Below are 22,498 nucleotides of genomic sequence, written 5' to 3'. Positions count from 1 at the left end.
CCTGGCTTTGCGCGCCGACAAGCTTCCCGGCTGCTCAAGTTTCGCGCGATTGTGCCGTTGACACGAGCTAATCAGATTCTGGAACCCAGCCGTGCAACTCGCCTTCAGTAACGACCGTCTGTCCAGCCGCATGCAGTTCGATTCGTCCTGCGCCGGTGAACCCGAGGTGGAGTCGTCGGTCATTGAATGGCTGTTGCACGACGATCAGGTGATGCGCGAATGCTTCACCCACGCGGCGGAAATTCTCAAGAGCGTGACCGGCGCGGCGATCACCGCGATTACACTGCTCGACGAGGAATACCAGCATTACCGCGCCGAGGTCGGCATGGCGATGCCGCTCGTCACGCGAGCCCGCTCGCTCGCCGACTATGCGGTGCGCGACGAAGAGTTGTTCGTCATCGAGGATGCGCACGACGACGCCCGTTTCGGCGAATGCATGCTGGTGCAGCGGCATCCGTTCGTGCGCTTCTACGCGGCGATCGCGCTGCGCGCGCCCAATGGCGAGATCGTCGGCGCCTTGTGCGCGATGGACCCTGCGCCCGGCCGCCTCGACGCCGGGCAGCGCGGCGTGTTCTACCACCTGCGCGCGATGATCGAGAACGATCTGAAGATGCGCACGGCCACCGCGATCGATCCGCTCACGCAGTTGTACAACCGTCGTTTCCTGCTGGAGAGCATCACGCGCCGCTGGAAGGAGGCACGGGACGGCGACGTGATGGGTTCGGTCGTGGTCGACGTGGACTGGTTCAAGCAATACAACGACACCTACGGCCACCAGGCGGGCGATCAATGCCTGCGCAAAGTGGCCTCGGTGATGCAGGCCGCGGCCGATGGCGAACGCATCATTGTGGGGCGCATGGGCGGCGAGGAGTTCGGCCTGCTGGTGCTGCACGCCGAGCGCGCGGCGCTCGAAGACACGCTCGCCACGCTGCGCCAGGGCGTGGAGGATCTGGCGATCGAGCATCGCGCGTCGCCGCTCGGCAGGGTGACGGTGAGCGTGGGCGCGTCGTTGACGCGCATCAGCGAGGCTTCACGGCCGGCGCATCGCGACGGTTTCGCGAGCGCGGATCGCGCGCTGTATCGATCGAAACATGGCGGTCGAAACCGGGTGACGATGGCGTAACACGCCTATGCGTTCAGGCAGTCTCACGCTCCGCGTAGAGCCGGCTCACCCAGTCGGCGAACACGCGGAGTTTGGCGCTGTAACGGCGGCTCGGCGGATAGACGAGATAAACCTGCAGCGGCTCCGGCCGCCAGTCCGTCAGAATCGGCACGAGCTCGCCGCGCTGCACGGCCGGCCCCACCATGAAATCCAGCGTATGAACGATGCCGAGTCCCGCCAGCGCCGTGGCCAGATGAGCATTGCTTTCGCTCACCATCACCGTATTGCGAACCTTGTCGAGCACGATGCGCTCGCCGTCCTTGAGGAAATGCAAGGGCTGCGCGAGTCCGCTGCTCGCTGAAAAATAGCCGACCACCGCGTGCCGATCATCAACGATCTGGCGCGGATGCACAGGCGTGCCATGTTCGGCCAGATACGCCGGGCTCGCACACGTGGTCCAGCGCAGCGTGCCGATGGCGTGCGTGACCAGATTGGGATCGTCCCCCGTGCTGCGAATCGCGCAGTCGATGTTCTCCGCGATCAGATCGGCGGTCCGGTCCGTCACGCTCAGGCGCACCTGAATGTCCGGGTAGCGCGCGCAAAATTCGGGCAGCGCGGGAATCAGAATGCCGCTCGCGGTCGAGCCGCCGCTGTCGACCCGCAGCACGCCGCGCGGATTCGCGTGGTCGCGGCCCAAGGTCGCCTCGATATCGTCGAGTTCACTGAGCAAATGCCGCGTACGCTCGTAATACGCCGCGCCGTCCGTCGTGACGCTGACGCTGCGCGTGCTGCGTTCGAGCAGTTTCACGCCCAGATGATCTTCCAGCGACTTCACCCACTTGCTGACCGTTGCGTTCGGCATCTGCAGCGACTGCGCCGCCCGGCCGAAGCCGCCGGTCTCCACCACCCGCGCAAAGATGCGGATGGCCTGCAAATGATCCATATCGACTCCATTTCCCGATGATTATCCATGCACGTGGATAAAGAAGTCACAGAATACCTATTTATCTCTATTCGTGCATGGCATAAGCTCGTCGTCATGGTCAACCGACCTCACAAACCCAGGAGCAGATGATGAACACGTCCACACTCAATAACGTCAATCCCCGCAAACACGCCGGCAAGATCGTGCTGGTGACCGGCGGCAGCAGCGGCATCGGCTTCGCCGCCGCCACGCGTTTCGCTCAGGAAGGCGCGACGGTTTATATCACCGGCCGGCGTCAGGCCGAACTCGACGACGCCGTGGCGCGCATCGGCCACGGCGCCGTTGCGATTCGCGCGGACGTTTCTTCAGCCGACGACCTCGACCGGATGTTCAGCACGGTGCAGGCCGCCCATGACCGGCTCGACATTCTGTTCGCGAATGCGGGCGGCGGCGAGTTCTCGCCGCTCGGCGCGATCACCGAGGCCCAGTTCGACAAGTACTTCGGCATCAACGTCAAAGGCACGCTGTTCACGGTGCAGAAAGCCTTGCCGTTGATGCGTCCCGGCAGCGCGATCGTCATTACCGGTTCGATCGCCGGGAACAAGGGCATGCCGGCCTTCGGCGTGTATGCGGCGACCAAGGCCGCGCTGCGCTCGTTCGCGCGTACATGGGCGACCGATCTCAAAGGCCGCGGGATTCGCGTCAACGTGGTATCGCCCGGCGTGGTGGTGACGCCGGCGTACAAGTCCGAACTGGGCATGACCGACGAGCAGATCGCCGCTTTCACCCAGCAGGCCAGCGAAACGACGCCGCTTGGCCGCGTGGGCGAACCGGACGAGATCGCCAAGGCCGTCTCCTTCCTGGCTTCCGACGACGCGAGCTACATCACGGGGATCGAAATGGCTGTCGACGGCGGCATGGCGCAGGTGTAGCACTACCAGGCAATCGTCGGATCCTGATGTGAAAAGGCCGGTTTTTCCGGCCTTTTTTGCATGTGAAGCGCCAAAGGCCACGACGCATGCAGCAAAACATTCCGATTGTCATCGAGCGAATGGATTGCGTTTCTCAGGCGTGCGTCCGCGTGAGCTTTTATCCGCTACGCATAAGGTTCTCTTAAGCTTGAACTGTTCAGATAGAAGGAGATGGTTGCGTCAGAGCGGAGCATGAGAGCGCTTCGCCTCGCCAGCGGAAGGAGCCGCTGGTTGCACGCGCAACGAAAAAAACAACTGAGAAAGACAACGATGCGTAACGGACGAAAATCCGCTCGAGAGGCAGACAAGGCGCTGTGCAGATCCACCTACATGATGGAGTTGGCGCGCGGCAGTTCGTATATTGCCAGCACGTTGACGCCCATTACGCAACGAACCGCCATTGCTGAAGTGCTGAACGGATTTCGCGAGCAGCACGGCGCCGACACCGCGCTCATCTTCCGTGATCTGCTGGCCGAGAGCCTCAAGAATCGCAAGGACGCGCTCGCGGCTGAGGCGGTGCTTAATTTCGAGCTGCACTAGTCGCGCGAGCCTCCGCCCGCGATCAGCTTCAGTCCCGCCGGCAGCGACTCGCCGAACACGCGGCCTTCGTCGGCGTCATCGAGTTCGACGCTCTCGCTCACCATGGTGATCCACGCGCGCGGCGCGTTGGCCGCTTCGAGGCGGCGCACTACCGCAAGACGCAGGTCTTCGGGCAGGTCGCGCGAGCGGTCGCCGGTCAGGCGGGCGATCTGCACGGCGGCGAACGCGGCGGGATCGACCTTCTTCCAGTCGAGCGCGAGGATCGCGTTGAGCCATGCGCCGGCAGTCTGCGGCGGCACGACGCTGTGCGCACTGCCGTAGAACGGCCGCCGCGCACCGATACGGCCGACCGCCCACCAGCTTTGATGATTTTCAGCAGGCTTCTTCAGACGCGTCAGCACCGATTCGCCGAGCTCGATCTTGCGCTCCACCGGAATGCGTTCGAGCGATGCGCTCAGCCGAACCATGTCGGTAAAGCCGGTTTTCGCCACGTCGAACGGCAGCTTGTGGCGCGCAAGCGCTGCGCCTTGCAGATAGGCCATGGCGTCGAGCACGCGCAGTTGCGCGCTTTCGTCGAGGCCGCCGGCGGCGCGCCGCCAGAGCGTCCACCATTCCGACCAGACCTGGCTTTCGTTGACGTACTGGATGCCGTCGTCGAACAGCGACCAGAGTTGTTCGACGCGCCATTCGTCGAGTGGATAGCCGAAGCCGGGCCGCACGCAATAGCCGGCCAGATTCAGCCAGAGGCGCTCGTGATCCGCCGAGCGGCGCCGGCGGCGCGCGCGTTCCCACAGCGCGCCGAACAGTTCGCGTAGCAATGCGCTGTTCCAGCTTTCGCGCGGGCCCAGCAGTTGTTCGAGTTGCGAGCGCAGGCGTTTGACTTCTTTGGGATCGACTTTCTGCGCGCGCGAGCCGAAGCAGCGGTCGATGTGGTCGATCGCCTGGTCGAGCGCCGGATGGCGAGCCGGCGCGGTATCGTCCGCCAGGTTTGCTTGCGCGTCTTCACGGCGCAACTGGAATTCGAGCAGCCATCGTTGCGCGGGATTGTCGAGTTCAATGCAATGGACGTCGAGCGTGCCCACTTCGGTGAGCGACGTCGCGATCCGCACCGCGGTCTCGCGCGCGCTCTTCGCGCCGCGCGGCTGCACGATGGTCGCGAGCGGCGGCAGGCGGACAAAATCGCCGCCGGCCAGATCGATCAATTCGCCGGGCCGATACACCGTATCCGCGCTCGACGAAACAAGGTGAAACCGCACCGGATGCCCGAGACGTAGCGCGAAGGTGCGATCCGCGATCAGAATCTCGTGGCCTTCTTCCGTGCCGCGCGGCAGCAGGCAAATGCCGCGTTGCACAGGCTCGGCATTGGTTTTGCCGTCGCCGGTTTCGTCGAGCACGAGGAAGTAGCTGCGCGGCGAGCCGCCGCCGATTTTCGGCGCGTTGCCCGAGCGCGCGAGCGAATAGGCGACCGCGCCGCGCGCCACGGCCACGTCCGGATTGTCGTTGTGCAGGACATTGAGCGCTGCGCCGCGCCACGTGCCCAAGGTGTCGGCCAGACGCTGCGTAAGCGCCTCGGCGCGGAACACGCCGCCGTTCAGCAGCAACGTGTCGGGCACTGGCAACAATGCTTCGTCCGGTGAGCCGGCGGACTCGACGATGCCCAGCGCCTTGCGCGACTGCGCCGCGAAGCGGCTCAGAAACGCCGCGATATGACGCGTGACGGCGGGATCGGTCGCATAGGGCAGGCCGAATTCGACGATCGCGCCACGCGGCCGCCCAGGCCGTTCATGCGACGCCACCGCCGGAAAGAACCCGTCGACGATGATCCGTTCGACCTCGTCGCGCGTGACTTGCGCCGTGCGCGCGCCGCCGATCAGCTTCGAGCCCGCGCCCAGCAATGTGATCGACGTGGAGTCGGGCGCCTGCGCGCCGAGCAGCTGTTCCTTGGCGTTGCGGCAACGCTCGACCAGTTGCGACAGGCTAGCCGCCGACAAACGCGCGCGCTCGCCCGGCTGGTTCGAGCCGCCCGGCAGCCGCGCTTCCACCAGATGCGCGAGCGCCAGGTCCATGTTGTCGCCGCCGAGCATCAGATGATTGCCCACGCCGATGCGCGTGAGTTGCGGCTCGCCGTCGCGCAGGCCGACTTCGATCAGCGTGAGGTCGGTGGTGCCGCCGCCCACGTCGCAGATGAGCACGAGACGGGTGTCCGCGAGTTCGCTTGCCAGTTGCTCGCGGTGATGAAACAGCCAGTCGTAAAAGGCTGCTTGCGGCTCCTCCAGCAGCCTCAAAGCAGGCAAGCCGGCCATGCGGGCGGCTTCCACGGTCAGCGCTCGCGCGCCTTCGTCGAACGACGCCGGCACGGTCAGCACTACATCCTGGCGTTCGAGCGGCGCGTCTGGAAAACGCTGGTTCCAGGCCGCGCGCACGTGCGCCAGATAGCTCGCGCTGGCTTCGACCGGCGAGACTTTGCGGACGTCGTCGGCGGCGCCCCACGGCAGGATCGGCGCGGTGCGATCCACCGACGCATGCGAGAGCCAGCTCTTCGCGCTCGACACCAGCCGGCCGGGCACCTGAGCGCCCAGCACGCGCGCGAGCCGGCCGATCACGACCGGCTGCGTGTCCTGCTGTGGATCTTTGTGCGCGCCGCTCTGATCCGCACCGGACCACGGCAATTGCAGATCGCCGGGGTTCAGTTCGCCTTGCGCCGCCTGATAGCGCACCGAGGGCAGAAGCGGCCGCGCCGCCACTTCGCCGGGGCTCACCAGCTGCTCGATCTCGAAGACGCGGATAAGCGGCGACCCACCCGGCGATCCCGCCTCCGCATAGGCGAGCACCGTGTTGCTGGTGCCGAGATCGATACCGACGCTATACCGCTTCATTTCATTCACGCATTCGCGTTGCCGCGCACATCGAACTCGACTTTCCAGCGCTCGTCGGTGCCACGCGGCACGGCTTCGAGTTCGAGCGTGCCCGCTTCGGTGACGCGCGCGCGCAGCTTCACCGGCACGACTTCACCGGCGTTGCGGCCGGAGGCGGGCAGTGTCGCCTGAATCTCTTCGAGTTCCTGCAATTCCTCCGGACCCCAGAAGTCGAGCAGCGTGCCGACCTGATCCTGGCGACGCACCGACGACCCGAAGAAGCGGAAGTGCACCGGCTCGCCGACCACGAGGCCGAATTCCTGCGCGGGCAGTTCGGCCTCGGTGCCTTCCTCCATGCCGAAGGGCGCCACGCACAACGCCTGGATTGGCGGTTCGAGGCCGGGCACGGCGGGCATCGCCGATTCGATCGCGATGTAGTACGCGCGCGCCGTGCCGCCGCGAATCCGCACGCCGCGGCCGCGTCGCACGTAGCCGTAATAGGCCGCGCCGCGCGCGACGGCGAGATCGAGATCGGCGCCTTCGAGCAGCCGTGCCGGCGCCGCGCCTTCGGCGGCGAGCCAGTTGTTCAGCGTGCCCATGATGCGTTCGACCAGCAGTGGCGACTTGAACACGCCGCCGTTGAACAGCACCGCCGTGGGATGCAGGAAGCTCGCGTTCTCCGCAGCCGCGATGCCGCTCGTTCCCGCCAGTTCAGCGAGCGCGCCCACCTGGCGGCCGAGGAACGCCGCGAGATGGCGCGTGATGCCGGCGTCTTGCGCATACGGCAGACCGAGCTGCGTCAGACCGGCACGCGCGCGGCTCACCGGACGCGCGGCGCTGTCCACCTGCGGGAAGAAGCCTTCGAGAATCGTCTGGGTCAATTCGGCGTGCGTGAGTTCGGTGCGGATCGAGCCGCCGATCAGCTTCGAGCCGCGGCTCGGCACGACGAGCGGCACGGTATCGGTGGCCGGATCGCTGAGCAGCGTTTCCTTGGCCGAGCGGCACGCGTAGGTGAGGGCACGCAGTTGCCACGCGTCGGCCTGGGTGCCTGCCGCGGCCAGCTTGCGCGCGACCACGTGCGCGAGCGCGAGGTCCATGTTGTCGCCGCCGAGCAGAATGTGTTCGCCGACCGCCACGCGATGCAGTTCGAGATTGCCTTCGCGCTCGATCACGGCGATCAGCGAGAGGTCGGTCGTGCCGCCGCCCACATCGACCACGAGGATGATGTCGCCGATCTTCACCTGCTTGCGCCAGTCGCCGCCGCTCTTCTGGATCCAGCTATACAGCGCGGCCTGCGGTTCTTCGAGCAGCGTCATGCGGCCGAAGCCCGCGGCCTCGGCGGCTTCGGCGGTCAGTTCGCGCGCGGCCGGATCGAACGATGCGGGGATCGTCACTGTGATGTCCTGCTCGCTGAACGGCGCGTCGGGATGCGCGTGGTCCCAGGCTTCGCGCAAGTGCGTCAGATAACGCACCGAGCTTTCGAGCGGCGAGACGCGCGCGACTTCGGGTGGCGCGTCGTTGGGCAAAATCGCCGCGCGCCGGTCCACGCCCGGATGACACAACCAGCTCTTCGCGCTCGACACGAGCCGGATCGGCGTGGCCGCGCCGCGGCTGCGGGCGAATTCGCCGACCGCGAATTCGCGCTGGCCGGTCCACGGCAGATAGAGGTCGCCCGAGGCGAGTTCGTCCGGGTGCGGCAGATAGAGGAACGAGGGCAGCAGATCGAGGTTGTCGATTGCGCCGGGGCCCGTGAGCTGCGCGATCGGCAGCACGCCTTGCGAGGTCTTTTCGCCGTCGCTGGCGCTGGTGTCCACATAGGACAGCGCGCAGTGCGTGGTGCCCAGATCGATGCCGATGGCGTAGCGTGACTGGCGTGCGTCGCTCATAGCTCCACCTCGGCCGGTGCGATCACTTTCGCGTTGTGGCTGTCCGTGAGCTTCGGCAGACGCACTTCGTCGACGCGCCAGCCGCGATGGCTGATGCTGCCGTTGAACGGCGCCTTGCCGACGACATTGCCGGTCAGGCGAATCGAAGCCGCGTCGAAACCTTCGGCCAGCGTGACGCGGCTGCCTTCGGCTTCGTCGCGCACCGGGCGGATCGTGAAGTGCTCGCGCAGCGTCGCGCGGCAACCGTCGTGCACGAGGCGCGCGGCCGCGCCGATATCGGCGTCGCTATAGTTCTTGATGTCTTCCTCGACGAAATCGATGAAGCGCGCGTCGCGTTGCAGCAGGCCGAGCAGTTGCAAGGCGGCGTCGGGGCTTGCTTCCTTCAGCATGGGCGCGGGTTGCGGCGCGGGTGCTGGCGCCGGCGTGGGAGCCGGGGCAGGCGCGGCGCTGGCGGCAACGCCACCGTCACGCAGACGCAGCACTCCGGCGGCGAATTCGCCATCGCCGAGGATGCGGAAGAACGTGCCCACGGCCAGGGAAATCCTGCCGAGGAAGGATGGGTTCGAATCGGTCATAAATGCTCCTGAGGTGCTCTGTTAAAGGACGAGCTGTCCTGACTGCGCCGCACGCGGCCGGCCGCTGAAGTCCGGTTGGGCTTGAGCGGGCGATCGTCGTGCGAGATTGCGAAGGCCGTCGGCAGTCGTGCCGCCGGCGTCTGATTTACCGGGCCGCGCGGCGCGGTCGGCGCGCGCAAAACCCGTATTTTGCCTTGCGGCGAGCCCGAAGCGGGCAAAGGCGGCCATTCTAGCGGGCAATGCGGCGAGATTGGCGGCTTGTCACGGGCGTGTGATGAGCCTTTCCGTGCGGCTCGTTCGCGCGAAGTCCACGTAGGGTTCACGCATGGTTCACGCCTTGTGCGGGCCGAATTCGGCCACGACCTGGTCGATGAACGCGCGCAGTTTCGGCGTGACGCGGCTGGCGGGGAATACCAGATGCATCGGTCGCGCGGTCGCTTCGTAGCCGGTCAGCAGGCGCACGAGGCGGCCCGCCGCGAGTTCGTCTTTCACGGCCACTTCGGGAGCGAGCATCACGCCGCCGCCGTTGAGCGCGGCGGCCAGCAGCGCCTTCACGTCGTTGGCCTCGAAGCGGCCGGCAATCGGCACCGCCTGTTCGCCTTGTGCATCGGCGAAACGCCATTCGGTATCGGCCGGCATGCTCGTGTAGGCGAAGCTCAGACACTCGTGGGCCGTCAGTTCCTGCGGCGTGCGCGGTTCGCCGCGTTCCGCCAGATAGCCGGGCGATGCGCACGCGACCAGCCGGTACGGCATCAACGGCCGCGCGATCAGCGACGAATCCGACAGCGCGCCAAGGCGGATCGCGGCCTCGTAACCCTCGTCGATCAGATCGACGAAGCGGTCCGTCAATGTCAACTCGACGCGCACCTCGGGATGCGCTTTCAGATAGCGCGTGATAAGTGGCGCTAGGCAGCAGGCGCCGAACGTGACGGGCGCGGTAATGCGCAGGCGTCCGCGCGGCGAGGCCGACAGTTCCTGAGCGACCGACTCCGCCGCCGCCGCGTCGGCGAGCAGCGCCTTGCAGCGCTCGTAGAAGATCTGGCCGATTTCGGTGAGGCTCTGGCGGCGCGTGGTGCGGTTCAGCAAGCGGGCGCCGACGCGCTCTTCGAGCGTGCTCACGTGCTTGCCGGCCATCTGCGACGAAATGCCGAAGGCGAGCGCCGCCGCGGCGAACGAGCCGCTGTCGGCCGTCTTGACGAAGATCGCCATGCTGGTCAGTCGATCCATGGTTTCCCCATTCCTGCTTTCGACAGTCGTCGAATTTCGCGTGTTTATCCCATTCAAGTTTTGAATCATAGTGGTTCTCACCGGCGAGCGTGGCTCGTCGGAGCGATCCTCGGACATGCATGGAGTGTGAAACATGAAGATAGGCATTCTCGGCGCCGGATTTATCGGCCGCGCGATGGCGACGTTGGCGAAGCAAAATGGTCACGAAGTCATGATCAGCAATTCCCGCGATCCGCGGACCTTGATCAGCACCGCTGCGGCGCTCGGTTGCGCGGTGGGCACCGCGCACGAGGCAGCGAGGTTCGGCGAAGTGGTCGTGGTCGCCGTGCCGTTCAGCAGCATCGACGCGTTGCCGGCGGCGGCGTTCGACGGCAAGATCGTGATCGACACTTGCAATCACTATCCCGAGCGCGACGGCGAGATCGAGGCGCTCGCCAGCCACGCCACGACCACCAGCCAGTTGCTCGCGGTCGCGTTGCCGGGCGCTCGCGTGGTGAAAGCCTTCAACGCGATTCTGGCGAGGGATCTCGAAACCGACGGCTCGGCGCCGCATACGGCGAAGCGTCGCGCGCTGCCGTTCGCCGGTGACGACGAATCGGCCAAACGCGTCGTAAGCGAACTGCTGGATCAGTTCGGTTTCGATCCCGTCGATGCCGGCGCGCTGGCGGACAGTTGGCGCTTCGAGCGCGCGAAGCCGGTGTATTGCATTGCGCTCGATCGAGCCGGCATGCTGGAAGGATTAGCCGCGGCACAGCGGGATGTGGAGATGGCGCATGGGTCGTGGCGGCATTGAGTGACGGGCGAATACCGCCACATTCGAGCCGACGGCACATGAGTGGGCCGCCATCGTCAGCTGTGTAAGTGCAGCGCGCTTCGAAAACGGTCCCGCGAGACGATGAGATGCGCCGGGCCATGCCGCTCTCTGCGCGAACGAGCGAGGAAGAATTCGCGGCGGACCAAGCCGCGAGTTTTGTCCGGCCATGAGGCCGGACAAAACTCGCTGTTCACCTTCAACGGACTCGGGCCTCGATCCGCCGGGCACCGTCTCCCGAAAGTCGCTTAAACCTTGACGACCGAGGCCTGATAGATTTCGTCGACGGCCTTTTCGAGCGCCGCGTCGAACTCGCTGTCGCTCATCGATTCCTTGAGCTCATTGATCAATGCCCTCGAAAAGCTGGCGATCATGCCGTGATTCGAAGCGAGCCGTTTGCACGCGTCGGCGCGCGTGTAGCCGCCGGACAGCGCCACCACTCGTGCGACTCGCGGGTGCTCGATCAGCGGACGATAGAAGTCGGCCGCATCGGGTATGGTCAGCTTGAGCATCACGCGGCGGTTATCCGGCAACGCGTCGAGACCCTTGGTCAGTTCCGCGCGGAGGGTGGCTTCCGCGCCGGGCTTGTCCGGACTCTTGATCGAAATCTCGGGTTCGAGGATCGGCAGGAGGCCGTGCGCATCGATCTGCGCCGCCAGTTCGAACTGTTGCTTGACGATCGCGGCGATCCCGCTTTGCGAGTTCAGATTGATGACCGATCGCATCTTGGTGCCGCAGATGCCGAGCTTCACGGCCCGGGCGAGCAGATCGTCGAGGCCAGGAATCGGCTTCATCAACTGGACACCGTCCGCTTCGGCTTGCAGGCCCTTGTCGATCTTCAGGAAGGGCACGACGCCGCGCTCTTCCCACAGAAAGCGTGGAACGGGTTTGCCCTGAGCCTGTCCGTCCATGGTCGCCTCGAACAGGATGGCGCCGATGATTTTGTCCCCCGTAAAGGCGGGCGCCGTGATGATACGCACGCGCATCTCGTGTATCAGTTTGAACATTTCGGCGTCACCGTTGTAGGCGCTCTCCGGAATGCCATAGAGCCGCAGTGCGCCAGGGGTCGAACCGCCGCTCTGGTCCAGGGCGGCAAAAAATCCCTGCTTCTCACAAACTTGCGCCAGCATCTTCTCATCAGCCACGATCGTCTCCCTCTCTTTCACAGTGGAATATCGAACCAGCACGTCCGGTCGCGACGCGTCGAGTTGCATACGTTCAGTGTCACGATGTTAATGCAAATGTCGGATTTGGCGAAAAAACGGTGGCCGGCGCGGCTAGTCGCCTGGTGCGGGCATTCTTTGGGTATGGCGTTCAGGCGCCGCGCGAGGGTATCGGTGGATCGGCGCGAACGGGACTACGCGCTCATTGCGATCGCGACAGGTGCAGTCAACGAGCACTGTCCTGCCCGGCATACGTCGATTCCCATCCACCACCCAGCACCTTGCACAGCGTGATGAGGTTCGCGTCGGCTTCAGCCCTGCTTTGCTCAAGATTGCTCTGCGCTTCAAGCAGTTGTCTCTGCACATTCAGCACGTCGAGGAAATCGACCGCACCTGCCTTGTACCGTTGCTGCGCAATCGACAGCGCACGCTGGTTCAGACCCACAACCGTTTTCAACCGGTCGCGCCGCCGCTGTTCGGCGTCATAGACGACCAGCGCGTCGTCCACCTCACGCCATGCCTGAAGCACGGTGTGCTGGTAGACGATCGCCGCCTCCTGCTGCTGTGCCTCGCGCAGATGAAGCGTGCCCTTGAGACGTCCGCCTTCGAAGATCGGCAGCGTGATCGACGGCCCCACGACAAACTGGCCGGACGCCCAGTCGGCGAGATTCGACAGTTGCAGACTCTGGAATCCGGCGCTGCCGTTCAGCGAGATGCGCGGATAGAAGTCGGCCTTCGCCATGCCGATCGTCGCGGTGGCCGCATGCAGCTGGGCCTCGGCTTTACGGATGTCGGGCCGGCGCTGCACCAGTTCCGACGGAACGCCGATCGGCACCTGATCGGGCAGTGCCGGCACATCGCGCGGCTCGGCGAGCACCGGTTGCAACGCGCCCGGTTCCTTCGCCAGCAGCACGCCTATCGCGTTGATGGTGGTCGTGCTGCGCGCTTCGAGCGTCGGGATCAGGCTTTCGATCGACTCCGCCTGGGCCATCGCGTTGGCCACGTCCAGGTCCGTCGTGACGCCTTCATGCACGCGGTTCTGCGTGAGCTTCGTGGCGTCGTGGGCGATGTCGAGGTTCTGTTTCGCGATCTGCAGCAGCGCCTGCGTGTCGCGCAACTGGATGTAGTCGCGCGCGAGTTCGGCGCGGGCGGACAGCAGGATCGCGTTACGGTCTTCGTACGAGGCATCGGAGAGCGCCGAGGCGGCCTCGACACCGCGTCGCACGCGGCCCCAGAAGTCGAGCTCCCATGACGCGTCGAAGCCGAACTGGTACAGATCGTAAGCGGGCGAGCCCTTGGCGCCCGGCAGCGGCGCGACACCGAGCGGCGCGCTGCCCGAGGCCGACTGCGTCTGACTTGCCGTCGGCGTGACGCCAAGCAGCGACAGGATGCCGTTCGGACTGCCGCGCTCGCGGTTGTAGGAGGCGGCGCCGGTCAGCGTCGGATATTCGTCGGCGCCGGCAATGCGCTGTTGCGCCCGGCTTTGCCGCAGACGCGCCGAGGCCGCCGCGACATCCAGGTTTGCGTCGGTCAGCTGCTGTTCGAGCGAGTCCAGTATCGGATCGTTGAACAGCGTCCACCATTGCGGCGTGAATCCGGATTCGACGGCCTTGCTCGCGGCCTGCGCGCTCCGGGTGCGGTTGAACACATCGGGCGTGGCCGTCTGCGGAGCTTCGAAGTTCGGACCGACCAGGCAGCCCGTGAGCAGGGAGCACAGCAGCAACGCGAGCGCCGGCGTGCGCAGGGAGAAGTCGCTCGTGTTCATTTCGCGTCCGCTCCCGCGATGCGTGTATCGGCATGCCTGCCGACGGCGACCTCCGTTTCTACCGACAACCCGACGCTCAATGCGGACGCGGCCTGCTGTCCGTGATCGATGGTGATCCTGACTGGCACGCGCTGCACGATCTTGGTGAAGTTGCCCGTTGCGTTGTCGGGTGCGATAGGCGCGAAGCTCACACCTGTAGCAGGCGCAAGACTATCGACGTGTCCGCGGATCGTCACATCAGGCATGCTGTCGACCTTGATACGCACGCTGTCGCCGGGGCGCATCCGGGCGAGCTGGTTCTCCTGGTAGTTGGCGACGATATAGGCGTCCGACAGCGGGACGATCGCAAGCAGCGGCGCACCGGTCGTCACGAATGCGCCGACGCGTGCCGAACGCCGACCGACCTTGCCGTCGATGGGCGCATGAATCTCCGTGTACGACAGGTTGAGTTTCGCCTGTTCAAGCATGGCTTCGGCATGCGCCAACGCACCCGCCGCCTTGTCGCGCTGTGTCTTCAGAACGTCGAGGTTCTGCCCGGTCGCCACGAGTGCGGCGCGGTTGCGCGCCTGCTGTGCGAGTTCCTCGGCCAGCGCGCTCGCGGCATGCTGCTGCTCCTGTGTCGTTCCCGCACCGGTCTCCGAAAGATTGCGATAACGCGCGGCGTTGGCGCGCGCGAATTCGAGCGTCGCGTCATCCGCGCGCAGCGTGGCACGCGCCTGATCGACGAGCGCGGGCTGCCGTGCGATTTCGGCTTCATAGTTCGCCACCGATGCTTTGGCGGCCACCACGTCCGCCTCGGCACTCATCAATGCGGCGCGAAAGTCGCGATCGTCGATGCGAACCAGCAATTGCCCGGCCTTGACCTGCTGGTTGTCTTCGACGAGCACCTCCAAAACCTGACCCGCGACACGCGGTGCAACCAGCGTGAAATCGGCCGTCACGTAGGCATCGTTCGTGGTCTCGGTAGATGAACTGGAAAACAGCGCTATACAGGCCAGCACGGCAGCGCCGAGTATGACCGCGAACGCGGCAAGACGAATCGTTCCGGGAGAAAATCGGGTAGCGGATGACATGGATAGCGTCGCTTAACGGGAGGAGGGCTGCGTTGTGCTCCAGGGCGGATAGACCCGCACGGGCAACACCGGGATAACGAAAAGAAAGGCGACGGCGATGCCCGCCATCACGCGATAGAGATCCGCCGATGTGAGCACGACGGCCTGCTCGTGGATCCGGTGTGCGAGTTCGCCGAGACCGTGAGTGGCATCGAGGCTCTGGCTCGTGACCAGCGCGTTATTGCCCAGGTGGTCGACCAGCATGCCCGAATGAAAATGCTCGCGCGCCGTGCCGAGACCTTCAATGAGGCCGGTTGCCGCGGCGCCGGTAAACGTCTTGAGCGTGTTGAACATGGCCGAGGCAAACGGGCCCTCCGTTGGCGGCAAGCCGGTCGTGACGCCCATCAGGATTCCCATGATGACCATCGGTTGCGCGAGGATCTGTAACGACTGAAGCCAGTAGAAATTATTGCGAATCCAGTCGGAGGTGACGAAGCTCCCCAGAAAGCACGAGATGGCCATCAGGCAAAGTCCAGTGGCCATGACCCAGCGGTGGTCGACCTGCTGGAGATTGAGCAGCGCGGCGGTCGCGGGCAGCGCAATCAGAAGGGGAAGGGCCACCAGCAAAAACAGCGGCGTGGTTTGCAGCGGCCTGTAACCGTGAATCTGCGCGAGATACTGACTGGGTATGGCGGCAACGCTCACCAGCAGGATCACCGCACCCACCAGGGTCAGCAGCCCATGCGCGAAGTTCCTGCGGGCAAGCAGCTGAAGCTTGAAAAACGGCACAGGATGAAACCACTCGTTGACCAGAAACGCCGCGAACAACAGCGTCCCGCCGCAAAACATGGTGGAGATGAAGGTGGAGTGCAGCCAGTCGAGGCGATCACCCTGCAGCAGGCCGATCACGAGCATGGCGATGGCGGGATATCCGAGCAGGAAGCCGGTCCAGTTGAATGAACGCAGCCGTTCGAATCTGGCGGGATCCGTCGGCAGTCCCTGATGGATTGCCACGCAGCTGACGAGTCCCAGCGGCACGATCTGCCAGAAGACCATTTGCCAGCCGACATATTCCGTCCACAACGCGGCGAGAGGCGTGCCGAGCGCCGGTCCGAAGGTCGCGGTCAGCGCATAGCCCGCGAGGCCGTATAACTTGACCTTCGGCGGCAGATAACGCAGCGCGACGATGATCAGCATCGGCGGCAGACAGCCACCGGCGACGCCCTGCAGCGCGCGCAATACATAGAGCGTCAGCAGGTTCGGTGCAAACGGGCAGAGCAATCCAAGGATCATCACGGCGAGCACGGCGCCGATCGTGAAGCGCTTGAGCGTGAACGTCACGCCGAACCATGGCGCGAATACCATGGTGGCGACGTTGGTCGCTTCGAACAGGGTGGTCAGCCAGGTTCCGTCGTCCCGTCCGATCGAGAACGCGCCGCGAATATCCGCGAGCGCAACTGCGGTGACCTGTTCGTTCAATATCGCCAGCAGAGAGGCCAGCAACATGCCGAGCAGGCCGATGGCGAGGCGTAGGGGCAACTGCGCTTCTGTGGGCGTTTGCTGTGCCGGCGTCCATGTGGCGGGTACGGAGGCAGGCGCCGATGGAGAAATTTTCGGCTCTCCCGTTCCAGTCAGCGGTGAGTTGGCGCTATTCATAAGAGTCCGGCCACCCGTATTTAATGGGGTATTACGTCGGATATCTCTCTGCCACGCCCGACGCCTGAAAAGATCCCGGATGCTCCGCAAAGAGGTTCGATTCGCTAACCTTATCGTTTTTTCTGCGCTAGTTCCAGCCGGTCCGCTCACGTCTTATTGCCACGCTACGAGTTCATTTCATTCCAGGAGACAGGTCTGCTCTCCGGAGGTCAAAAAAGTCCGCACATCGGTCCATTCCACTCTCAAATCCAGCCAATGTCACCACAGTGACAAGGACAACACACTCGCCTGGAAATGATCTTTTTCCATTCGGCTACAGAACAGAACTCAGTAAAAGGTGCAGCGACTTATGATGGCGGCGCCCAGCGCTCCATGGGTTTTCCGGAGACTACATCGGCATCCTAATGATCGCAGAGCGACGGCATTCAAGCGAATACCTTTTCTCGCCTACCCGATTGCCGGTGACTTCGTGGCGGCGTTCAAACCACCGCCCTTCGTCAGAGCTTTTCCGCAGTCCCATCATTCGCACGGTGGAGTGGCCTCGCGGCACGCGCGTGCCTTGCAGACTTTGATCACGCAACAGTTGACCAGCAGTGAACAGTACCTACGTGTTGTTGCATGGCGGGTAATGACGCAGGGTGCAAGCCGTACTCTGCTGGAATCCAACGCTGTCGCCCGGTGATTCCTTTGCTACACTTGATCACGACGCGGCCCTGTATGACATTTGGTTGACGCTGACTACCGCGACTGAGTTGCGGATCCTCGCCACTCGATTCGATCGCTTCACCTTCAGCACATTCAACACCATTACGGCCTGAAAGAGAGAAGGGTGTTAGCGCCACCGTTGTGCTCCCTTGTGTTGCCGAGCGACGCCAACTTCTCTGCCAAAGCCACAACGTCGCGCCCTGTCGCTGAAGCGGCACTTCACAACCGGCTGAGTCAAGAACCCGGTGTAAGCAGTTCACGAATTCGCCGGCCGGGAATCAGGATCAAGCGGTGATCCGACACGGGTACGTTGACGTTGTTGCGTTCATGGACCCGGCGCCGCGATTGCGGGCCCTGACGTCGGTCCTTATCACAGAGCATGCAATAGTGCAGAGGTGTCGCCATGAGTGAGTCTTCCGATTTCCGGAGCAGAACGCTAGCGCTTAATCACGGAGGCGGCCGCATGCCCGCGCTCGGATTCGGCACCCTGATTCCCGATGCAGCTACGACGATCAGTGCTACCGCAGCCGCGCTGGAAGCCGGCTATCGGCACTTCGATTGTGCCGAGCGATATCGAAACGAGCGCGAAGTGGGCGAAGCTCTGCGGACAGGGCTTGCTGCGGGAGGGATCGCGCGCGAAGACATCTTTGTGACGACGAAACTATGGAATTCGAATCATCGGCCCGAACGCGTCGAACCGGCGTTCGATGCAAGCCTTGAAAGACTCGGACTCGACTATCTCGATCTCTATCTGATCCATACACCGTTCGCGTTTCAGGCGGGCGACGAGCAGGATCCGCGCGACGAAAACGGCGACGTCATCTACGATAAGGGGGTGACTTTGCAAGACACGTGGAAGGCGATGGAGGATCTCGTCGACGGTGGAAGATGCCGGGCTATCGGATTGTCCGATATTGGCCTGGACGAATTGCGGCCTCTCTATGAATCGGCGCGAATCAAGCCGGCGGTGGTGCAGGTCGAAGCACATCCGTATCTTCCGGAAACGGAGCTCCTGGAGTTCTGCAAGGAGAAAGGAATCGTGTTTCTGGCCTTTGCGCCACTGGGTCACGGAATCAGGCCGGGGCCGCTCGAAGATCCGGTCATCGTGCGGATTGCCGAACGAACTGGAAAGACATCGGCCCAGGTACTGCTTGCGTGGGCGATACAGCGTGGCGGAGCGTTGCTTACCACACCCAGGACGGCGCTCCGCGCGCGCGAGAATTTCGATGTCTCCGCGCTTCCTGCAGAGGCATTCGACGAGATCAACCGGATCGAGACGAGGCAGAGGTACAACGAAGTCGTCAAGACAGGCAGCCCCGGGTTTATTCCGCGGCGTCCGCAATAGATAGACCTGAACGGTATTGGAGGCACGCCATGCAGGAAGACAGGATACGTGAAGCACTGAACGCGCACTGGCAAGCGTCGGCGGTCGGCGATCTCGACGCGGAACACGCCATTTACGATGATGATGCCATCTGCGACTATCCCCAATCAGGGGAACGGATCATGGGGCGAAGCAATTTGCAGGCGCTGCGGAGTCATCATCCGGAGAAGCCATCCGGCTTCAATGTCAGGCGAATCCAGGGTGAAGGCAATCTCTGGGTCACGGAGTACACCATCAATTACCAGGGGCGGGCGGCTTACACGGTAAGCATCATGGAGTTCTGTGACGACAAGGTCATTCACGAGACCCAGTATTTTTCGTATCCGTTCGAGGCGCCGGCCTGGCGGAGTCGCTGGGTTCAGCAGATCGCGTGACGCCGCCTGGTGGACTCACGGCGCAGCAGCAAAAAGAAGGCAGCAACATGCGTAATCATCAGTGCCGGCACGTAGATGATCGGAATCGCGTACGTAGCGCCCAACTCCCCCGCGCGCGCGGGAAGATCGGACTGGATAGCGTGATAGTAGTCGACGATGAGGTCGGTCGCCCCCACAAGATTGAAGGCTACGACGAACAACCAGAACAGTGGGCGTACCCGTGCTGTGAGTAGTGCCAGCATCGCCAGAACGCCGGTTGCGAAGTCACCGTATGCGGCGAACGCTGCGAAGCCGGCAGGCAGATCGGGACTAACCACACCCGGCAGAATAAAGACCAGCCCGAAGAAACGGAAGCTGTGCAACATGGCGATGGCGCGTTGCGCTTCAAATGGGTCCATCGGCCTTAGCCTCGGCCAGACGTATGCACGGAAGACAAGCAGCCACGCGACATATCCCAGCGCGAGCTGCAATTGAAAGACAAGTTCCGGTGACATGTTGCCTCCTGACAGATGTTGTCTGGCGCATTAAAGGCCATGATGAAGATCGCCAACTTCAACCGCGATGGGGACGGCGGTCATCAGCGGTTCTCCCGGTGATTCCCAGCCTTCGGGGACGCGTTCTCGAACACCGCTGTCAAGATGCCGAGTCTGTCTTCCAGGAGATTTCGGCCCAGGTTGGTCGTGAGCTGGGCGAAGTCCGGGCCCATCACCACGCCGAGATTAGGCGAGGGCGGCGGTCCTGACACACGCATCTGCGCAAACCAGGCCTTTGCGCTCTCGGTGTCGTCTTGCGATACCAGCGTGCGGAAACCTGCCTGTTCGATCGCCGCGTGCGTCGCATCGGCCGTGAGCAGAAAGCTGGCTGTCGGCGTCCGCGCCCAGGGAACGGGATAGTGCGGTTCGCCGCCGTTTGCGACGACGTCGAACGTCGCAAACCTGCCGCCCGGCTTCAGCACGCGTTGGATCTCCCGGTAAAGCCGAGTGCGCTCGGCGATGTTCATTGCCACGTGCTGCAGAAATACGGCGTCGAAATGGTCGTCGGCGAACGGAATTTCCAGCGCGCTGGCGGCACGGAACGACACCTGTTCGCTCTGCCCCGTGCGCTGGGTGAGATAGCGCGCGGCATCCACGAACGGCTCGCTGAGGTCGATACCCGTCACCCGGCAGCCATAGGTTGCTGCCAGAAAACGGGCCGGGCCGCCAACACCGGAACCGACGTCCAGCACCTGCATGTCAGCGGTGATTCCGGCCAATCCGGCAAGCTCGGCCGTGGCAGCAAGCCCACGGGTGTGAAACTGGTCGAGGGCGCCCAGTTGCTGGGGTGTGAGCGGCTCGTTCTCCGGTCCGAAAACCGTGAGCGCGCTCTTCAGCCGCTCGGTCAGTCCGGTCGCACGATAGTGATCGCGCACGTCGTCAAGCGCATCGTTCATTGCAAGGTTCCTCCACGGTTCTGGCGGATGGTTCAGGGCTTGCGCGCCGACATCGGCGCGACTCCTCGTCCACAGGCATAGGTGTACCATCGTCTCTCGCGAGCGACTATTCATCACAATGTTGACGGGTTATGAAGCAGATCTTCACAGTGAGGCAGGGCGCGCTCGATGGCGTGGAGGCGTTCCTGTGCGTTGCCCGGCATCGCAGTTTTCGCAGGGCAGCTGCGGAACTCGGCGTGACGCCGTCGGCGATCAGCCAGGCGGTGCGTGTGCTGGAAGAGCGCATTGGCGCAACGCTCTTCATACGCACCACGCGTAGCGTGGGTCTGACCGAAGCCGGCGAACAGTTTCTTTCGCGCGCGAAGCCTGCCTTCGAGGAACTCGTCGCTGCCAGCGACGTTGCGCGCGGTCTCGGCCAGAGGCCCAGCGGATTGTTGCGTCTTTCAGTGCCGCGCGCGGTGGTGCCACTCCTGCTGGATCCCCTGATTGCATCGTTCCACCAGGCTTATCCCGAGGTCGAAGTGGAGATCGCCGCCAGCAACCAGCTGATCGACCTTGCGACTGAAGGGTTCGACGCCGGTATCCGGCTGGGTCAGTTCGTCGACGCCGACATGGTCGCGGTGCCGTTGACGCCACCGCTTCGTTTCGTCGTCGTCGGCACGCCGGCCTACTTCGCAGGGCGCAGCCAGCCGGAGCGTACAGACGATCTGCGGCAACACGCGTGCTTGCGATGGCGCAAATCCAGCGGCGCGCTCGCGCTATGGTCATTCGACAACGGCGGCAATACGATCGAGATCGCCGTAAGCGGTCCTTTCATCGCCCATGATTTTCCCACCATGCTGGGTGCGGCAATGGAAGGTATGGGCCTTGCCCAGTTACCTGAGCCGATGGTCGCCGAAGGACTGCGGACCGGAAAACTCATAGAAGTCCTGAAGCCGTTAGCGCCGGTGATACCGGGTGTATTTCTGTACTACCCAAGCCGCCGGCAAGTCATGCCGAAGCTGCGCGCCTTCATCGATCATGTGAAAGCCCGCCAGGCAAGCCAGGGCAAAGTGCCGCGCACAGAATGACGTTGCCCTGGTGCTATACACCCCACCTTAGCGCCGGCGTGTGCACCGCGCTGTCCCAATGCTTCGTCATCTCTTCGTCGAGCATGCAAAGTGTGATCGAAGCGCCTGCCATCTCGAGTGAAGTGGTCAGCGCGCCCACTTGCACGCGCGCAATTTTCAGATCGCGCTTTTCAAGCCAGACGCGCGTCGAGTTGAAGAGCAGATAAAGCTCGCCAAGCGGCGTACCGCCAAGGCCGTTCACGAGCACCAGCAAGCCGGCCCCCGCAGGTGGCTTGAGGTCGTCGACGATAGCCGTTAGCAACTCCCCCGCAATCGTATCGGCCGACGCGAATTTCGCGCGCCGCCTGCCCGGCTCGCCATGAATGCCGACGCCGACTTCGATCTCATCGTCGCCGATCTTGAAGGTTCGCGTGCCGGCTGCCGGCACCGTGCAACTGGAGAAAGCAACACCCATTGAAGCCGTGTGCTTGTTGACCCGGTCGCCAAACATCTTGCATTCATCGAGATTCGCCCCGCTTTCAGCCAGGCTGCCCACCAGCTTCTCGACGATCACCGCGCCCGCAACGCCGCGCCGTCCGGTCGTATAGCTGGAGTTTTCCACCGCGACGTCATCGTTGATGAGGACCATCGCATTGGGCGCCTCGGACATCTCCGACGCCATTTCGAAGTTCATCAGATCGCCCGAGTAGTTCTTCACGATGAAGAGCACGCCCGCACCGGTATCGACGGCCTTCGCGGCGGCCATCATCTGGTCCGGCGTCGGCGACGTGAAGATCTGGCCCGGGCACGCGGCGTCCAGCATGCCATAGCCGACAAACCCTGAATGGAGCGGTTCGTGCCCCGAGCCGCCGCCCGATATCAGCGCAACCTTGCCAGGCTTCAGGTGCTTGCGCCGCACGAACACCGGTTCCCGATTGAGCACGATCAGGTCGGCATGGGCCGCGGCGAATCCCGCCAGACTCTCGGCGAGAAAGTCGTCCACGTGATTGATGAATTTCTTCATGATCT

Annotated in this window: 19 protein-coding genes; 7 read left to right on the top strand and 12 right to left on the bottom strand. The window is 63.8% G+C overall.

What is annotated here, in order from left to right; all coding sequences use genetic code 11:
* Window positions 1-91 precede the first annotated feature (91 nt).
* The gene (locus B0G82_RS16755; protein ID WP_241974602.1) at window positions 92-1,123 is read left to right on the top strand and encodes a sensor domain-containing diguanylate cyclase; all 1,032 of its coding nucleotides are present in this window, start codon (window positions 92-94) and stop codon (window positions 1,121-1,123) included.
* Between the two features lie 13 nt (window positions 1,124-1,136).
* Here B0G82_RS16755 and B0G82_RS16750 read toward each other — a convergent pair whose 3' ends face one another.
* Complete coding sequence (locus B0G82_RS16750; protein WP_121308012.1) at window positions 1,137-2,045, bottom strand: LysR family transcriptional regulator; 909 nt, start codon at window positions 2,043-2,045, stop codon at window positions 1,137-1,139.
* 131 nt (window positions 2,046-2,176) lie between these two features.
* On the opposite strand from B0G82_RS16750, the gene B0G82_RS16745 reads away from it, so the two are divergent.
* Together B0G82_RS16745 and B0G82_RS40465 are read left to right on the top strand one after the other, a co-directional pair.
* The gene (locus tag B0G82_RS16745) at window positions 2,177-2,959 is read left to right on the top strand and encodes a glucose 1-dehydrogenase (protein ID WP_121308011.1); all 783 of its coding nucleotides are present in this window, start codon (window positions 2,177-2,179) and stop codon (window positions 2,957-2,959) included.
* 231 nt (window positions 2,960-3,190) lie between these two features.
* Entirely contained in the window at window positions 3,191-3,538 is a 348-nt protein-coding gene (locus tag B0G82_RS40465; RefSeq protein ID WP_241974600.1) for a hypothetical protein, read from the top strand.
* Here the strand turns inward: B0G82_RS40465 and B0G82_RS16735 are convergent.
* The 4 genes from B0G82_RS16735 to B0G82_RS16720 form a co-directional block, all read right to left on the bottom strand.
* A complete protein-coding gene (locus B0G82_RS16735; protein ID WP_199730097.1) occupies window positions 3,535-6,423 on the bottom strand; it encodes an Hsp70 family protein in 2,889 nt (962 codons plus the stop codon). The genes B0G82_RS40465 and B0G82_RS16735 overlap by 4 nt on opposite strands.
* On the bottom strand, window positions 6,420-8,279 hold the full coding sequence (locus B0G82_RS16730) for an Hsp70 family protein (protein WP_121308010.1): 1,860 nt from the start codon (window positions 8,277-8,279) through the stop codon (window positions 6,420-6,422). The genes B0G82_RS16735 and B0G82_RS16730 overlap by 4 nt, the downstream gene beginning before the upstream one ends.
* A complete protein-coding gene (locus B0G82_RS16725) occupies window positions 8,276-8,854 on the bottom strand; it encodes a DUF2760 domain-containing protein (protein ID WP_121308009.1) in 579 nt (192 codons plus the stop codon). The genes B0G82_RS16730 and B0G82_RS16725 overlap by 4 nt, the downstream gene beginning before the upstream one ends.
* Window positions 8,855-9,184: 330 nt before the next feature.
* Window positions 9,185-10,081, bottom strand: a complete 897-nt coding sequence (locus B0G82_RS16720) for a LysR family transcriptional regulator (protein WP_121308008.1) — start codon at window positions 10,079-10,081, stop codon at window positions 9,185-9,187.
* A gap of 133 nt (window positions 10,082-10,214) precedes the next feature.
* On the opposite strand from B0G82_RS16720, the gene B0G82_RS16715 reads away from it, so the two are divergent.
* Window positions 10,215-10,874: an NADPH-dependent F420 reductase gene (locus B0G82_RS16715; protein WP_121308007.1), complete on the top strand. Its 660-nt coding sequence runs from the start codon at window positions 10,215-10,217 to the stop codon at window positions 10,872-10,874.
* A gap of 266 nt (window positions 10,875-11,140) precedes the next feature.
* On the opposite strand, the gene B0G82_RS16710 is transcribed toward B0G82_RS16715, so the two are convergent.
* The 4 genes from B0G82_RS16710 to B0G82_RS16695 all read right to left on the bottom strand — a co-directional run bounded on the left by B0G82_RS16710 (window position 11,141) and on the right by B0G82_RS16695 (window position 16,378).
* Entirely contained in the window at window positions 11,141-12,022 is an 882-nt protein-coding gene (locus tag B0G82_RS16710) for a fructose bisphosphate aldolase (protein WP_347237512.1), read from the bottom strand.
* A gap of 259 nt (window positions 12,023-12,281) precedes the next feature.
* Window positions 12,282-13,820, bottom strand: a complete 1,539-nt coding sequence (locus tag B0G82_RS16705) for an efflux transporter outer membrane subunit (protein WP_121308006.1) — start codon at window positions 13,818-13,820, stop codon at window positions 12,282-12,284.
* On the bottom strand, window positions 13,817-14,893 hold the full coding sequence (locus B0G82_RS16700) for an HlyD family secretion protein (protein ID WP_121308005.1): 1,077 nt from the start codon (window positions 14,891-14,893) through the stop codon (window positions 13,817-13,819). The genes B0G82_RS16705 and B0G82_RS16700 overlap by 4 nt, the downstream gene beginning before the upstream one ends.
* 12 nt (window positions 14,894-14,905) lie before the next feature.
* Complete coding sequence (locus tag B0G82_RS16695; RefSeq protein ID WP_241974693.1) at window positions 14,906-16,378, bottom strand: MFS transporter; 1,473 nt, start codon at window positions 16,376-16,378, stop codon at window positions 14,906-14,908.
* 1,258 nt (window positions 16,379-17,636) lie between these two features.
* Here B0G82_RS16695 and B0G82_RS16690 point away from each other — a divergent pair.
* Window positions 17,637-18,578, top strand: a complete 942-nt coding sequence (locus B0G82_RS16690) for an aldo/keto reductase (protein ID WP_121308003.1) — start codon at window positions 17,637-17,639, stop codon at window positions 18,576-18,578.
* Window positions 18,579-18,607: 29 nt separating this feature from the next.
* Window positions 18,608-18,991, top strand: a complete 384-nt coding sequence (locus B0G82_RS16685; protein WP_121308002.1) for a nuclear transport factor 2 family protein — start codon at window positions 18,608-18,610, stop codon at window positions 18,989-18,991.
* Here B0G82_RS16685 and B0G82_RS16680 read toward each other — a convergent pair.
* Window positions 18,976-19,485 (bottom strand): hypothetical protein, encoded by a 510-nt coding sequence (locus B0G82_RS16680; protein WP_121308001.1) that lies wholly within the window; start codon window positions 19,483-19,485, stop codon window positions 18,976-18,978. The two genes, B0G82_RS16685 and B0G82_RS16680, sit on opposite strands and share 16 nt — an antisense overlap.
* A gap of 83 nt (window positions 19,486-19,568) precedes the next feature.
* Window positions 19,569-20,420, bottom strand: a complete 852-nt coding sequence (locus B0G82_RS16675; RefSeq protein WP_121308000.1) for a class I SAM-dependent methyltransferase — start codon at window positions 20,418-20,420, stop codon at window positions 19,569-19,571.
* Window positions 20,421-20,551: 131 nt separating this feature from the next.
* On the opposite strand from B0G82_RS16675, the gene B0G82_RS16670 reads away from it, so the two are divergent.
* On the top strand, window positions 20,552-21,490 hold the full coding sequence (locus B0G82_RS16670) for a LysR family transcriptional regulator (RefSeq protein WP_121307999.1): 939 nt from the start codon (window positions 20,552-20,554) through the stop codon (window positions 21,488-21,490).
* A 13-nt stretch (window positions 21,491-21,503) separates the two neighbouring features.
* Here B0G82_RS16670 and dhaK read toward each other — a convergent pair whose 3' ends face one another.
* Entirely contained in the window at window positions 21,504-22,493 is a 990-nt protein-coding gene (gene dhaK, locus B0G82_RS16665; protein ID WP_106281383.1) for a dihydroxyacetone kinase subunit DhaK, read from the bottom strand.
* Window positions 22,494-22,498 lie beyond the last annotated feature (5 nt).

Origin of the sequence: Paraburkholderia sp. BL17N1 (genome assembly GCF_003634175.1) — a bacterium.
In the GTDB taxonomy this organism is placed as follows: Bacteria; Pseudomonadota; Gammaproteobacteria; order Burkholderiales; family Burkholderiaceae; genus Paraburkholderia.
This window is presented reverse-complemented; position numbering and strand designations above follow the sequence as displayed.